The organism is Amaricoccus sp. W119 (assembly GCF_047275745.1).
Lineage (GTDB): Bacteria > Pseudomonadota > Alphaproteobacteria > Rhodobacterales > Rhodobacteraceae > Amaricoccus.
The window spans coordinates 21,921-35,487 of record NZ_JBKQWU010000002.1; the positions used below are offsets into that span (position 1 = coordinate 21,921).

16 protein-coding genes are annotated in these 13,567 nt (G+C 68.8%); 9 read left to right on the top strand and 7 right to left on the bottom strand.

Annotated elements, in window-relative coordinates; all coding sequences use genetic code 11:
- Positions 1-74: 74 nt before the first annotated feature.
- On the top strand, positions 75-734 hold the full coding sequence (locus ACLJK8_RS01840; RefSeq protein ID WP_413148292.1) for a YggS family pyridoxal phosphate-dependent enzyme: 660 nt from the start codon (positions 75-77) through the stop codon (positions 732-734).
- Here the strand turns inward: ACLJK8_RS01840 and ACLJK8_RS01845 are convergent.
- From ACLJK8_RS01845 to ribA, 5 genes are all read right to left on the bottom strand, one after another.
- Entirely contained in the window at positions 719-1,183 is a 465-nt protein-coding gene (locus ACLJK8_RS01845; RefSeq protein WP_413148293.1) for a very short patch repair endonuclease, read from the bottom strand. The two genes, ACLJK8_RS01840 and ACLJK8_RS01845, sit on opposite strands and share 16 nt — an antisense overlap.
- Positions 1,180-1,914 carry an Eco29kI family restriction endonuclease gene (locus ACLJK8_RS01850; RefSeq protein ID WP_413148294.1) on the bottom strand — a complete coding sequence of 245 codons (735 nt, stop codon included), beginning with the start codon at positions 1,912-1,914 and terminating at the stop codon, positions 1,180-1,182. The genes ACLJK8_RS01845 and ACLJK8_RS01850 overlap by 4 nt, the downstream gene beginning before the upstream one ends.
- A gap of 167 nt (positions 1,915-2,081) precedes the next feature.
- Positions 2,082-3,296, bottom strand: coding sequence for a DNA cytosine methyltransferase (locus ACLJK8_RS01855; protein WP_413148295.1), 1,215 nt, complete (start codon positions 3,294-3,296; stop codon positions 2,082-2,084).
- Positions 3,297-3,420: 124 nt separating this feature from the next.
- On the bottom strand, positions 3,421-3,945 hold the full coding sequence (locus tag ACLJK8_RS01860) for a L,D-transpeptidase family protein (RefSeq protein WP_413148297.1): 525 nt from the start codon (positions 3,943-3,945) through the stop codon (positions 3,421-3,423).
- Positions 3,942-5,039 (bottom strand): GTP cyclohydrolase II, encoded by a 1,098-nt coding sequence (gene ribA / locus ACLJK8_RS01865; protein WP_413148298.1) that lies wholly within the window; start codon positions 5,037-5,039, stop codon positions 3,942-3,944. Before ribA ends, ACLJK8_RS01860 begins: the two co-directional genes overlap by 4 nt.
- Before the next feature lie 185 nt (positions 5,040-5,224).
- Here ribA and ACLJK8_RS01870 point away from each other — a divergent pair, with 185 nt between their 5' ends.
- The 3 genes from ACLJK8_RS01870 (at position 5,225) to ACLJK8_RS01880 (ending at position 7,537) form a co-directional block, all read left to right on the top strand.
- Positions 5,225-5,911: a response regulator transcription factor gene (locus tag ACLJK8_RS01870; RefSeq protein ID WP_413148299.1), complete on the top strand. Its 687-nt coding sequence runs from the start codon at positions 5,225-5,227 to the stop codon at positions 5,909-5,911.
- 86 nt (positions 5,912-5,997) lie between these two features.
- On the top strand, positions 5,998-6,786 hold the full coding sequence (locus ACLJK8_RS01875) for an exodeoxyribonuclease III (RefSeq protein ID WP_413148300.1): 789 nt from the start codon (positions 5,998-6,000) through the stop codon (positions 6,784-6,786).
- Position 6,787: 1 nt separating this feature from the next.
- Positions 6,788-7,537, top strand: coding sequence for an enoyl-CoA hydratase/isomerase family protein (locus ACLJK8_RS01880; protein ID WP_413148302.1), 750 nt, complete (start codon positions 6,788-6,790; stop codon positions 7,535-7,537).
- A gap of 222 nt (positions 7,538-7,759) precedes the next feature.
- Here the strand turns inward: ACLJK8_RS01880 and ACLJK8_RS01885 are convergent, their stop codons facing one another.
- Positions 7,760-8,515, bottom strand: a complete 756-nt coding sequence (locus ACLJK8_RS01885) for a response regulator (protein ID WP_413148303.1) — start codon at positions 8,513-8,515, stop codon at positions 7,760-7,762.
- Positions 8,512-9,030 (bottom strand): MarR family winged helix-turn-helix transcriptional regulator, encoded by a 519-nt coding sequence (locus ACLJK8_RS01890; protein ID WP_413148304.1) that lies wholly within the window; start codon positions 9,028-9,030, stop codon positions 8,512-8,514. The genes ACLJK8_RS01885 and ACLJK8_RS01890 overlap by 4 nt, the downstream gene beginning before the upstream one ends.
- A gap of 177 nt (positions 9,031-9,207) precedes the next feature.
- On the opposite strand from ACLJK8_RS01890, the gene ACLJK8_RS01895 reads away from it, so the two are divergent.
- The 5 genes from ACLJK8_RS01895 (at position 9,208) to rsfS (ending at position 13,510) form a co-directional block, all read left to right on the top strand.
- A complete protein-coding gene (locus ACLJK8_RS01895) occupies positions 9,208-10,089 on the top strand; it encodes a branched-chain amino acid aminotransferase (RefSeq protein WP_413148305.1) in 882 nt (293 codons plus the stop codon).
- Positions 10,090-10,379: 290 nt separating this feature from the next.
- The gene (locus ACLJK8_RS01900; protein WP_413148306.1) at positions 10,380-11,624 is read left to right on the top strand and encodes a S8 family peptidase; all 1,245 of its coding nucleotides are present in this window, start codon (positions 10,380-10,382) and stop codon (positions 11,622-11,624) included.
- A 96-nt stretch (positions 11,625-11,720) separates the two neighbouring features.
- A complete protein-coding gene (locus tag ACLJK8_RS01905) occupies positions 11,721-11,963 on the top strand; it encodes a hypothetical protein (protein WP_413148307.1) in 243 nt (80 codons plus the stop codon).
- A gap of 15 nt (positions 11,964-11,978) precedes the next feature.
- Positions 11,979-12,971, top strand: coding sequence for a nucleoside hydrolase (locus ACLJK8_RS01910; protein WP_413148308.1), 993 nt, complete (start codon positions 11,979-11,981; stop codon positions 12,969-12,971).
- A 197-nt stretch (positions 12,972-13,168) separates the two neighbouring features.
- Positions 13,169-13,510: a ribosome silencing factor gene (gene rsfS, locus ACLJK8_RS01915; protein ID WP_413148309.1), complete on the top strand. Its 342-nt coding sequence runs from the start codon at positions 13,169-13,171 to the stop codon at positions 13,508-13,510.
- Positions 13,511-13,567 lie beyond the last annotated feature (57 nt).

The following is a 13,567-nucleotide window of genomic DNA, read 5'->3' on the forward strand; positions in this document are numbered from 1 at the left end:
CGTGCACGCCGGCCTTTAACTCGTTGCCTGGCCGCGATATTCTCTCAGCTCGGATATCGCTTCGGAGGCCTGCCATGTCACTCCCGCGGATTCGGGACCGGATCGCACGCGCCGCCGAGCGCGCCGGACGGGCTCCGGAAGCCATCACGCTGATCGCCGTCTCCAAGACGCAGCCGCTCGACCGTGTCATCGACGTGCTTGACCAGGGCCACCGGGCCTTCGGCGAGAACCGGGTGCAGGAGGCGCGGAGCAAATGGCCCGCGCTCCGCGAGAAATACGGTCCCGTGGAGCTGCATCTCCTCGGCCCTTTGCAGAGCAACAAGATCGGCAAGGCGCTCGAACTCTTCGACGCGATCCACAGCCTCGATCGCGAGAAACTCGCCTCGCGCATCGCCACCGCGGCGCAGGAGGTGGGGCGTTGTCCGAAGCTCTTCGTTCAGGTGAACACGGGCCGCGAGGCACAGAAGGCGGGCGTCGATCCCGGAGAGATCGACGGATTTCTCAAGGCGTGCCGATCCGTCTACGACCTCCCTGTCGCCGGCCTCATGGTGATCCCGCCCGCCGACGCCGATCCCGCGCCGCATTTCGCGATGCTGCGGGAGATGGCGGAGCGGAACGGGATCGAGGGGCTCTCGATGGGAATGAGCGACGATTTCGAGACCGCGATCGCCGAGGGCGCCACACATCTGCGCGTCGGCTCGGCGATCTTTGGAGCGCGTCAGGCTTCCGGCTGATCCGTCGCCCCGCCCCGGCCGAGAAAATCGCGCAGCCGGCCCGCGAGCGCGTCGATCCGTCGCGGCGTGGTCTCGCATTCCCAGGCTATGAGGACACGCCAGCCCAGAGCCTCCAGCGCCGCCCGCGCGGCCGCGTCGCGCGCGACGTTCGCTTCCAGTTTCGGAACCCAGAACTCGGGCCGCGTTTTCGGCAGCCGGCTTCGCCAGCAGTCCGGGTCCGGATGGCGATGCCAGAAGCAGCCATGCACGAAGACCACGGCACGCCGGCCGGGGAACACCAGATCCGGCGAGCCCGGAAGATCGCGCCGGTGCAGACGGAAGCGAAAGCCGAGCCGATGCGCGAGGCGGCGGACGCGAAGCTCGGGCCGGGTGTTCTTGCCCTTCACCAGCGCCATCTGTGCCGAACGCGCCGGATCGACCTTCCGTGGCGGATCAGGCGCCGCGCTCACCCCGTCCGCCGAAGCGCCTCCACCTGCGCGCGGTATTCCCGCTTCTCGCGATAGAGGATCACCCGGCTCGGCAGGACCGTCACCTGCCACCCCCCCGGCAGCGCGGCGAGGATCAGGTTGAAGAGCGCGCGCGTCGAGACCGGTCCCTCCGGGACCGTGATCGTCCGGAACATCATGTCGCGATGCCCGCCGCGCCATGCCCCCCTGCCCGTGCCATCCGACTCGTAGCGCAGGAGATAGGGCAGTCCGGACTTGAGCGCCATCACCGCTTCCAGCACGTCATGGGTGCCGGGCGGCAGGATCGCCACCTCCCGGTCGATGTCGATCGGAAATTCGCTGTCGAAGAGCGCCGGCTTCTGATCTTCCCGGTTGCGGCCGGGATCGTTGGAGCCGAAGCCGGAGAAGTTCCACGCCGGCCGCTGGCCTTCGAGCCGGGTGAATTCCTCGATCAGCATGGTTTCGAGGTCGAAGGTCGAGAAGACGAAGATCCGCGCCGCCTTGAAGGTGATCCTCGCCGGATCTAGACCGCGCCGGTGGCGCACGCTCCGGGCATGGCGCGTCAGCCGCTCGCGAAATCCGGCCTGGGCGTCGGTCTTGCCGACATAGACGAGCGTCTCGTCGAGATAGAGCAGATAGGCGCCCTGCGCGCCCTCCGGTATCCGCTGCACCGCGTCCGGACTCAGCGGTTCGGCCGGAAGCGCCGCGAAGAAGGCCGGCAGCTGGTCGCGCATCACCTTGGGAATATCGAGCTCGAATTCTCCGTATCCGACGGTCGCGCCCCGGCGATGGGTTGCGACCTCGGGTTCCGCCCGAGCGGTGCGAGGCTCGCCCGCCGACTCGGGCGCGAAATCGGCGCCCGGGAACCCGGGTCCGCCGGCGCTCCGGTCCCGCGACGCCATCACGCGGCGCGGCGCCGGCCCGCTCCCGGCGCTGTCCGGTCCAGCGCGGCGCCGAGCGCGCGGGCGGCCGACTCGGCCAACTGCGTCGGCACGGCGTTGCCAAGCTGGCGCATGTTCTCGGACCAGGAGCCGATGAATTCGTAGTCATCAGGCAGCCCCTGCAGACGCGCCGCCTCCCGGACCGTGAGGTAGCGCACCGAACCATCGGTGAGGGCCAGCATGTTCTCACCCCCCGGCACGCCATGCACGCCAGCCTTCAGCGCCTTCGCCGGCTGGTCGAGCGGACTGCCGGTATGGCCGGGGTAGGCGCGCGCACCGGGCTGAAGCACATGGTTCGCGGCCGTGCCCGTCCCCGGCGCGCCGAGACCCTCGAGCGCGTCGCGCACCGTGCGCCAGGGCAGGCCTTCGGGCGCCGTGCCGGCCTCCGCGAGCCGGCGGGCCAGCGCGGCATCCTGTTTCGCGATGGCGGAGGGCCGCGCGAGGCCATGCCGGTTCCAGTAATCGCCGGTCACCCATTGATCCCAGACCAACCGCGCGCGCGAATGGCTTGGCACGAGATCCGGCGGCGCGAGGCCGAGATCGGCGCGGATGCCGATCAGGATCACCCGGTGCCGCTTCTGCGCCGCGCCGAAATCGGCGGCGTTGACCGACTGCACGCTGACCCGGTATTCCGCCGCCCCCCTGAGCCGCGCGCGATGGGCGAGGCGCGACTCGCCGTCACGGAGCGCAATCGACGGATGGCTCAGCGCCTTACGAATCCAGTCGAGATATTCGGCGAAGGCGGGCCGGGTCAGGCCGCGGACATTCTCGAACAGGAAGGCACGGGGGCGGGTCTCGCGCACCGCGCGGACCGCCTCGGGCCACATGTCCCGCCGGTCGTCCTGCCCTCGGTGCTTGCCGCCGATCGAGAACGGCTGGCAGGGCGGGCCGCCCGCCACCAAATCAAGCCCATGATCGGGACACGACTGATCGGGACACGACTGACCGAACCCGGCACGACCGGAACCCGCGTGCGCGGTCCAGTCAACGCTTCGCACATCATCCTGATGGAGCGGCCAGTCACGGATGTGGTCAAGCCCGCGGTCACGGTTGTGACGCACGTTCTCGACCGAATGGCGATCCCATTCGACCATCCGCGCGGCCCGAAACCCCGCGCGGGAAAGTCCCAACGCCAGGCCGCCGCAGCCTGTGAACAACTCGACGCTCGACTTCACCGCGACGCCCTTCCTGCCCTGCCGCCAATCTGCCGCGTCCGGGCCCGCCGAACAATGCGAAAATTGTCATCGGCGCAGTTGTACTCGATATGTTCTCATCCGCCAAGCACCGAGACGGTCCCGGTTAACGGGCCGCGCGGAAACCCCTCACGATCACGCGCGACGCCGGCGTCCAACGGGAGAGCACCCAGATGAGATCCGCCGCCCGGAACGCGACACAGCCCGCCGTAGGCCGGCGCGGCGCACGCCAGACATGCAGGAAGATCGCGCTGCCTTGTCCCGGGGCGATCGGATGCCGGTTCCAGTCCAGCACACCCACGACATCGTACATCGGATCAGCCCGCCGCAACCGCTCGTGGCTGAACCCACGCGGCAGCGAAACGTCCGTGTTGTACGCCGGATCGGCCGGATCGTCGGACCATCCGTCCATCGGACCGATCGCCCGCGCCCGCCGGAAGACATGCGCCGCGGCGCGGCCGGCCGCCCGGTCCGGGCGATAGAGCACCGCCTCGAGCGCATGAACCCCGACCGGCGTCACACCATCCCCTTCGCCCCGCTTCGCGCCGAGACCACCGCGCCCGATGGCGCAGGGCAGGCGCCGTCCGGCGAACCACGCGCCCCAGGGCCCGACGACGAGATGCGGCGTCACAGCAGATGGCCGCTCTTCGCCGCCTTCACCCGCAGATATTCCGCGTTGAACCGGGTCAGCCCGACCCGGAGCGGGACCCGCTCGCTGACTTCGAGCCCGCAGTCCGAGAGCATCGCCACCTTGCGCGGGTTATTGGTCATCAATCGCACCTGCGAGAAGCCCATCGCCTTCAGGATGTTCGCGCCAAGCCGGAAGTCGCGCTCGTCATCCTCGAAGCCGAGCCGGTGATTGGCATCGACGGTGTCGAATCCCTGATCCTGCAGCGCATAGGCCCGCATCTTGTTGGCGAGCCCGATCCCCCGCCCCTCCTGGTTGAGATAGAGCAGGACGCCCGCGCCCTCGGCCCCGATCTGCGCCAGCGCCGCGCGAAGCTGCGGCCCGCAATCGCATTTCAGGCTCCCGATCACATCCCCGGTGAAACAGGCGGAATGGAGTCGGCAGAGCACCGGTGCCGAGCGGTCCGGCGCGCCGATTTCGACGGCGTAGTGCTCCTCCCCGCCATCGCCGGGGCGGAACACGTGCACCCGCCCGGCCTCGGAAACTTCCAGCGGCACGCGGGCGGCGGCGACATCCTCGAAGGGGCCGGGGTCTTCATGCACGAGAGAGATGTCGAGCGCGCTGATCCCATCGGCCAGAAGACCTGCCACCTCTCCGGGCGAAACCTCGGCGACGAGCGCGGCGGGCAGGAGCCGCGCCTGCTTGCAGAGCCGGATCGCCGTTCGATGGAACTCCGCCGAACCCTCACGCCGCGTCGCATAGGGCCCCTTCATCGGGTAGCGCAGATCCGCGGAAGGGTCGGCGGTCGCCCGGACCCAGGCGAGATCAGCGTCGCCCGGCAGTACCACCCGCGCCACATCGCCATCGTAGGCGCGGGCCTTCAGGGTCTCCGCGCGCCAGTCCGAGATCGCGAGATCGACGCGGGCACCGCGAGCTTGGGCGCGCGCGCGAAGCGCCTCGAACCGCTCTGCGCCCGCGGTCTCCGCGGCCAGGGCGAGCGCGGCCGCCTCCCCATCCCGCAGCAGCACCGGAACGCCCATCCGCAGATCCCCCCTGAGACGGGCGAGCTGTTCGACGGGACCTGGGCCTAGGCTCATTCTCTGGCTCCTCCGGCGGGCCGATCGCGGGACCCCTCACTTAGTTCCGTCCGGCGTGAAGTGAAACAAAGTCGCGTCAGGAAACACGGTCGCGTGAGACCGACCCGGGAAATATTGCGCGAGCCACGCCGCCAAAACAACTGACGCCATCAGACACGCCCTTCGGGCACATAAGGAGCGCGAGAATGAGCACTCTGAAGAAGATCCTCATGGTGGACGACGACGCCGATCTGCGCGAGGCGCTGGCCGACCAGCTGGTGATGACCGAGGAATTCGATGTCTTCGAGGCCGGCACCGGCGCCGAGGGTCTCTCGAAGGCGGGCGAGCAGCATTACGACCTCGTCATCCTCGACGTGGGCCTGCCGGACATGGACGGGCGCGAGCTCTGCCGGCTGATGCGCAAGCACGACGTGAAATGCCCGATCATCATGCTGACCGGCCATACCTCCGACAGCGACACGGTGCTCGGCCTCGACGCGGGCGCCAATGATTACATCGCGAAACCGTTCAAGCTCCCGGTCCTGCTCGCCCGGATTCGCGCCCAGCTGCGCCAGCACGAGCAGTCGGAAGACGCGATCTTCGGCGTCGGCCCCTATACGTTCAAGCCCGCCGCCAAGATGCTGCTCGACGCCAAGGAGAAGAAGATCCGCCTGACCGAGAAGGAAACCAACATCCTGAAGTATCTCTACCGCGCGAGCGACGCGGTGGTGCCGCGCGACGAGCTCCTGCACGAGGTCTGGGGCTACAACGCGGGCGTGACGACGCATACGCTGGAGACGCATATCTACCGCCTCCGCCAGAAGATCGAGCCCGATCCGACCAATGCGCGGATCCTCGTGACCGAACCGGGCGGCTACCGTCTCGTTCCCTGACGCCCCCTTCAAGGGGTTGCGGCCAGCGCGCGGGCGGCTAGAAACTCCGGGCGAATCCCGTCCGGAGTTCTCATGACCGCGATCCCATGCCGCTGAAGGTCTGCACCTGGAACATCAACTCGGTGCGCCTGCGCGAGGGGCTTGTGCTGCGCCTCCTGCGCGAGGAGGCGCCCGACATCCTCTGCCTGCAGGAAATCAAGTCGCCGGTCGAGAAGGTCCCGCTCGAAGGCTTCCACGAACTCGGCTACCGCCATGTCGCGATGCGCGGCCAGAAAGGCTACAACGGCGTCGCGATCATCTCGCGCGTACCAATCGAGGACGCGGGCCAGCGCGATTTCTGCGCCATGGGCGACGCCCGCCACGTCGCGGCGCGGCTCGCAGGCGGCGCGATCATCCACAACCTCTACATCCCGGCGGGCGGCGACATTCCCGACCCGAAGGTGAATCCGAAGTTCCATCACAAGCTGAGCTTCCTCGAGGAACTCCGATCCTGGTTCGCCGCCGATCGCCCGCGCAAGGCGATCCTCGTCGGCGACCTCAACATCGCCCCGCGCGAGGACGACGTCTGGAACCACAAGGCGCTCCTGAAGATCGTCTCGCACACGCCGGTCGAAACCGAGGCGATGGAGGCGATGCGCGCCGCCGGCAACTGGGTCGACGTGACCCGCGCCCATATCCCCGACGGCAGGCTCTATTCCTGGTGGTCCTACCGCTCGCCGAACTGGGAGGCGGCCGACAAGGGCCGGCGGCTCGACCATATCTGGGCGACGCCCGACCTCGCCGGGAGTTCGGGCGGCAGCCGGGTCCTGAAATCCGCCCGCGGCTGGCAGCAGCCGAGCGACCACGTTCCCGTCTTCGCTGAATTCGAGGTCTGAGATGATCGACGCGACGCTCGACGGCCGGATCGGCCGGCTCACGCTGAACCGGCCCGAGGCGCATAACGCGCTCGACACGGCGGGACTCCAGGCGCTCCAGGACAGGCTGGAAGCCTGGGAGAAGGACGAGACCATCCGGGCCGTGGTACTGACCGGAACCGGCAAGAGCTTCTGCTCGGGCGTCTCGCTCGGCGATGTCGCCGGGCTCGACTTCGCGGCCGACAATCCGCTGACGCGGCTCTGCGACAGACTCGAAGCGTTTCCAGCTCCAACGATCGCGGCGCTGAACGGCGGCGTCTACGGCGGCGGTGTCGAGCTCGCGCTCGCCTGCGACTTCCGGATCGGCGTGACCGGCATGCGCGCCTTCGCCCCGCCGGCGCGGCTCGGCATCCACTACGAACCGGCGGGCATCAACCGCGCGATCCAGCGCCTCGGCGCCCAGATGGCCCGGCGGATATTCCTGCTCGCTGAGAGCTTCGAGGCCCCGGCGCTGCTCACCGGAGGGTTCCTCGACCACCTTGTCGAGCCGAAGGATCTCGCAGGCAAGACCACCGAACTCACCGATACGCTCGACCGGCTCGCCCCGCTCGCCGTCCGCGGCATGAAGCGGACGATCCTCGAACTGACGCGCGGCGCGCTCGATACCGAGGCGGCGCGCGCGCGCATCGCCGCCTGCTTCGCCTCCGCCGATCACGCCGAGGGCCTCGCCGCGCAGAAGGAGCGCCGCGCCCCGTCCTTCACCGGCCGCTGAAAAAGCCCGAACCGACACCCCTGTTCCGGCCACCGGGCGCGTCGACCGCCCGGGTCGTCTTCCGGCTTTCATTCAGGCTTGAAACCCTGTCGAGCAGACCGACCCGGCCAACAGGCCGGTGCGAGGGGCCCCGCCGAAAGGCGGGGAGAAACCGGTTCGCGGCCAAAGGGCCGCTCCGCCAGGCCCGCCGGAACGGCGGGCGCCTCGTCTCCTCACCCCCGCTCAGTCGGGCGCCAGCATGTAGCCCGAACCCCGCACGGTCTGCAGATAGCGCGGCGCCTTGGGATCGAGCTCGATCTTGCGCCTGAGCCGCGTGATCTGCACGTCGACCGCCCGTTCCTGCGCCTCGGCGATGCCGCCGCCGAGATCCTCGACCAGTTCCTGCCGACTCACCGGCTCATGCGCGCGCGCCGCGAAGATGCGCATCAGCATGGCCTCGGTCGCGGTCAGCCGGATCGGCTCCCGCCCGCGCCAGAGCTCGCCCCGCGTCAGGTCGTAGCGCACCTCGCCGAGCTGCAGCGTCTTCGGCGGCTCGGCCTTGGCCGGCGGCTTCGGCACGCGGCGCAGGATGGCATGGATGCGCAGGAGAAGCTCGCGCGGCTCGAACGGCTTCGGCAGATAATCGTCCGCCCCCGCCTCGAGCCCCTTGATCCGGTCATCCGCGTCGCCCCGCGCCGTGAGCAACAGGATCGGCGTCTGGAGCGTCTCGCGCAGGCTCGCGGTCAATTGGACCCCATCCTCCCCGGGCATCATCACGTCGCAGATGATGATGTCGAAATCGAGCCCTTCGAGAAGATTGCGCGCATGCGCCGCGTCGCGCGCCGGCGTCACCCAGAATCCTTCCCGGTTGAGAAACTTGCGCAGAAGCTCGCGAATCCGGGCGTCGTCGTCGACGACGAGGACATGCGCCTGCCGGCCCGGTTTCTCGCCAGCCCTATCGGAAGCCTTCTCACCCTCGCCGCCGGTCTCGCCACTCATGGGCGGGCCGCCTCGAGCGAGCGCAGCACCTGTTCGCGCAATTCCGGATCGATCATCTGCTCCAGCACCTGTCGGAATCCATGCACGGCCTCGGGTCCCGCGTTCGAGAAGGCGACGCGCATCCGCCGCCGTTGCGCCGCCGAAAGCTCCTGTTCGAGCGCCCGGCCCGCCTCCGTCAGAAAGAGGTTGCGCTGCCGCCGGTCCTCGCGGCCGATGCGGCTCGCCACCAGCCGGTCCTCGACGAGTTGGCGCAGCACGCGGTTCAGACTTTGTTTCGTCACCCGCAGGATGTCCAGCAGCTCGTTCACGGTGAGCCCCGGACGGCGGTTGATGAAGTGGATCGCGCGATGGTGAGCGCGGCCGTATCCGCGCTCCTCCAGGATGCGGTCGGGGTCCGCCGTGAACCCGCGATATGCGAAGAACATCAGTTCGATACCCTGGCGAAGCTGCTCGTCCGTCAGGAACAGCAGCTGCTCGCCCCGGGTGGTTGTCGCGGAATGCCTGCCTTGCGCCATCTCTTGCCTCGCGGCCCGCTTCGGGCCACCCTTGTCGGGCCGCAGTTTATGTCAGGCATGTTGACATTCCAAGGGCCGAATGATACCGCGGGGCCCGAGCCGGGAAAGAAACTGTCGCGCGCGACGGCGGCCAGGAAACAAAACGAACCAACAAACCGAAAAGCTTAGGAGCGTATCATGGCTGGGGCGTATGACGACCGCGAGGGTGTCATCTGGATGGACGGCGCCTTCGTACCGTGGAGCGAGGCCAAGGTGCATGTCCTGACCCACGCGCTGCATTACGCGAGCGCCGTCTTCGAAGGCGAGCGCGCCTATGGTGGCAAGATCTTCAAGAGCCGCGAACACAGCGAGCGACTCCTGACGTCCTGCGATCTGCTCGACATGCCGCATCCCTATTCCGTGGACGAGATCGAGGCGGCGAAGGCGGCGACGCTGGAGAAGATGGGGATGACCGACGCCTATGTCCGCGCGCTCGCCTGGCGCGGCTCGGGCGAGGACATGGGGGTCGCCGCGAAGCGGAACCCGGTGCATCTCGCCATCGCCACCTGGGAATGGGGCGCCTATTACGGCGACGCCAAGATGAAGGGCGCGAAGCTCGACATCTCGAAGTGGAAGCGGCCGAGCCCCGAGACCATCCCCTCCGCCGCCAAGGCGGCCGGGCTCTACATGATCTGCACCATGTCGAAGCACGCGGCCGAGGCCAAGGGCTGCTCGGACGCGCTGATGATGGACTACCGCGGCTATGTCGCCGAGGCGACGGGCGCCAACGTGTTCTTCGTCAAGGACGGCGAGGTGCACACGCCCGAGGCCGACTGCTTCCTCAACGGCATCACCCGGCAGACCGTCATCGGGATGCTGCGCGACAAGGGCGTGCGGGTGAACGAACGCCACATCGAGCCGGGCGAGATGGCGGACTTCCAGCAGTGCTGGCTCACCGGCACCGCCGCCGAGGTGACCCCGGTCGGCCAGATCGGCGACTACAATTTCGAGGTCGGCGAGCTCACCCGGGAGATCGCCGGCGACTACGAGAAGCTGGTTCGGGGCCTCGTCCCGGCCTGATCAACTGGGGCCTGATCAAGCGGGGCCTGATCAAACGGGCCCGATCGACACGCCAGTCAACACGGCCCGGTGACTCCGGGTCCGGTGAGTTCGGGCCTGAATGTCTGGCCTGAATCTCCGGGCTCGACAATCTCCGAGCGTCCCGGGACAGGTCCCGGCCGAACACGGCGCCGATGCGCCGTGTTCTTTTTTTGTTCCCATCACTTCCCTCTGGCTACGATCAGGCTATGATCGCCATGCGAGGGGTCGTCCGCTCCGAGACGGCCGGCAGACGAGGGAGACCGGGCTTCATGGCAGATATCCGGACGCCACCTTTCCTGGAATTCGATCGGCCGCGCCCGACCGGAAACGTGCTCGTCACGCTCAAGGAACTCAGTTCCGACGACCAGTTGCGCGTGCTCGAGCGCGGTGCGCACCGCGCGGGGCTCGCCGGCGTCACGGCGCGGATCGTGGACAGCGCGGAGGTCGGCACGGTCGATCTGCGCCATATCGAGGAGCCGGTGCTGCTGCGCGACTACGGGATCGGCCTGATGCCCCGCGCCCAGCGCTCCGAATACAGCGCGGGCCAGCTCGCGAATCTCCTGCGCGAGGAGGAAAACGTCGTCACCGCGCGACCGGAGTTCTACATGTTCCCGATCGAGGCTCCGGTGAGCGACACGCCGGAACGCACATGGGGGATCGCCGCGACTGGCGCCGAGGAAAGCCGCTTCACCGGAAAGGGCATCCGGATCGCGATCCTCGACACCGGGATCGACCTCGGTCATCCCGATTTCCAGGGCCGCGACATCACGACGCGCAGCTTCATCGCCGGCGAGAGCGTCGAGGACGCGCAGGGCCACGGCACCCATTGCGCCGGCACGGCGGCGGGCCCCCGGGCACAGGGCGACCGCCCGCGGTACGGTGTCGCACCCGACGCGGAGCTTCACGTCGGCAAGGTACTCTCGAACGCGGGCTCGGGCACGGAGATCGACATTCTCGCCGGGATGGCCTGGGCGGTGGAGGCAGGCTGCGAGGTCATCTCCATGTCGCTCGGCCGCTCCGTGCGCGTCGGCGAGGAACCTACGATCGAATACGAGCGCATCGCACGCCGCGCGCTCGACGCCGGTTCGCTGATCGTCGCCGCGGCCGGCAATGATTCGAGCCGTGAATTCGGCATGATCGCGCCGGTCGGCGAGCCCGCGAACGCGCCATCGATCCTCGCAGTCGCCGCGGTCGACGCGCTGGGCGCGGTCGCGCGGTTCTCCTGCGGCGGCATCAATCCGGGCGGCGGCGAGGTCGATCTCGCGGCGCCGGGCGTCGATGTGCTCTCCTCGGTGCCGCGGCCCCGGCTCTACCGGGCGCTTTCGGGCACCAGCATGGCCTGCCCGCATGTCGCGGGCCTCGCGGCGCTCTGGGCGGAATCGGACCCGGCGCTCCGGGGCCGCGCGCTCTGGAAGGCGCTGGTCGACCATGCGCGAAGCCTCGACGCGCCGGTCCGGGATGTCGGCGCGGGTTTCGCCTGGGCGCCCGGAACACGCGCCGCCGCGGGGGTCTGAACGAAGACGCGGCCGCGATCTTTTGCTTGTATAAAGGCGCGTCCGGCATAAATCTTGGCTCGGGACCGGTATCGCGCCGGTCCGGGGAGCATGGGCATGCCGAACATATCCCTTTCCATAACGGTGGATGACGCGCATCTGACGAAGACCGAAGCGATCGCGCATGAGATCCGGGCCTGCGGGCTCGAGGTGCAGCGCATCGTTCCCGAAGCCGGGGCGATCCAGGCCACGGGGCAGGAGAGCGACCTCGAAGTGGTCCGCCGGATCACCGGCGTCGTCCGCGTCAGGGCCGAGCGCACCTACCGCCTGCCGCCGATGAGCGGTTCGATCCCGCAGTAGCGCGGGAGGTTGTACGTGGCCCAGGATGACTCCCCCGGCGGAACACCGGGCGGTTTTCCACGCAAGATCATCATCGACACAGATCCGGGCCAGGATGACGCGGTGGCGCTCCTGCTCGCGCTCGCGAGCCCGGAACTCGACGTTCTCGGTATCACCGCCGTCGCGGGCAACGTCCCGCTCCCTCTGACCGAGAAGAACGCCCGCAAGATCCGGGCGCTCGCGGGCCGCGCCGAGGTTCCCGTATACGCGGGCGCCGACCGCCCGCTGCGCCGTGCGCTGGTGACGGCGGAGGCGGTGCACGGTCGCACGGGGCTCGACGGACCCGATCTTCCCGAACCCGCGGACCCGCTCGGGCAGGAGCACGCCGTCGATTTCATCGTCGGGACCCTGCGCGACCAGCCCGCGGGCGCCGTGACGCTCTGCACCCTCGGCCCGCTCACCAATATCGCCCTCGCCTTCGAACAGGCGCCCGAACTCGTGAGCCGTATCCGCGAGATCGTCGCCATGGGCGGCGGCGCCTTCGAGGGCGGAAACACGACGCCGGTCGCCGAATTCAACATCCTGGTCGATCCGGAAGCCGCGCAGGCGGTGCTCGCCGCCGCCCACGACGCCGGCGTGCCGGTCACCATGCTGCCGCTCGACGTGACGCATCAGGCGCGGACGCGGGGCGATCGAATCGCCAGGCTCCGCGACATCGGGACGCCGGTCAGCGCGGCGGTCGTGGCCATGCTCGAATTCGCCGAGCGTTTCGACGAGGCGAAGTACGGCACCGACGGCGGCCCGCTCCACGACCCCTGCGTCATCGCCTGGCTGATCGCGCCCGAGATCTTCGACGGCCGCGTCGTCAACGTCGAGATCGAGACCGGGTCCGAGCTCACCCTCGGCCAGACCGTGGTCGACTGGTGGGGCGTCACGTCGCGCCCGCGCAACGTCCGGTTCATCCGCTCGATCGACGCCGACGCCTTCTTCGCGCTCCTGACCGAACGGATCGCGCGGCTTTCGGGGTGACGGGCCGCATTCGTTAACGTGATCGGCACGGCCTTCTTGAGAGAATGGGTCTTCCGCGTTACATTAAGAATTGGTTAGCGCCGGATTGACGGCGCACGTCACGGAGGAACAGGAAACTGTCCGAGCATTCCCCGGCGGCTTCGGCCGCGACCCCAGCGGGCAGCTTCACGCCCGCCTCGGGGGAAGCCGACGGCGCGTTGCTGTCGACCATCCTCGCCTCGCTCGAAGACGACAAGGCGGAGGAGATCCTCTCGATCCCGCTCGCCGGAAAGTCCGAGATGGCCGATCACATGGTGATCGCCTCCGGCCGCTCGTCGCGCCAGGTCGGGTCGATCGCCGAGCATCTCGCCGACCGGCTGAAGCAGGACCACGGCATCATCGTCCGCACCGAGGGCAAGGAACTCGGCGACTGGGTGCTGATCGACGCGGGCGACGTGATCGTCCATGTCTTCCGGCCCGAAGTGCGCGAGTTCTACCAGCTCGAGAAGATGTGGATGCCGCGCGAGGCGGGAGCCCCGGCCGCGACGCGGACCGCCTGAAGCTCACGGCCGCGGGGGACGGGCAGCGTCGTCGCGCCGCGGTCAAGCAATCCGGAC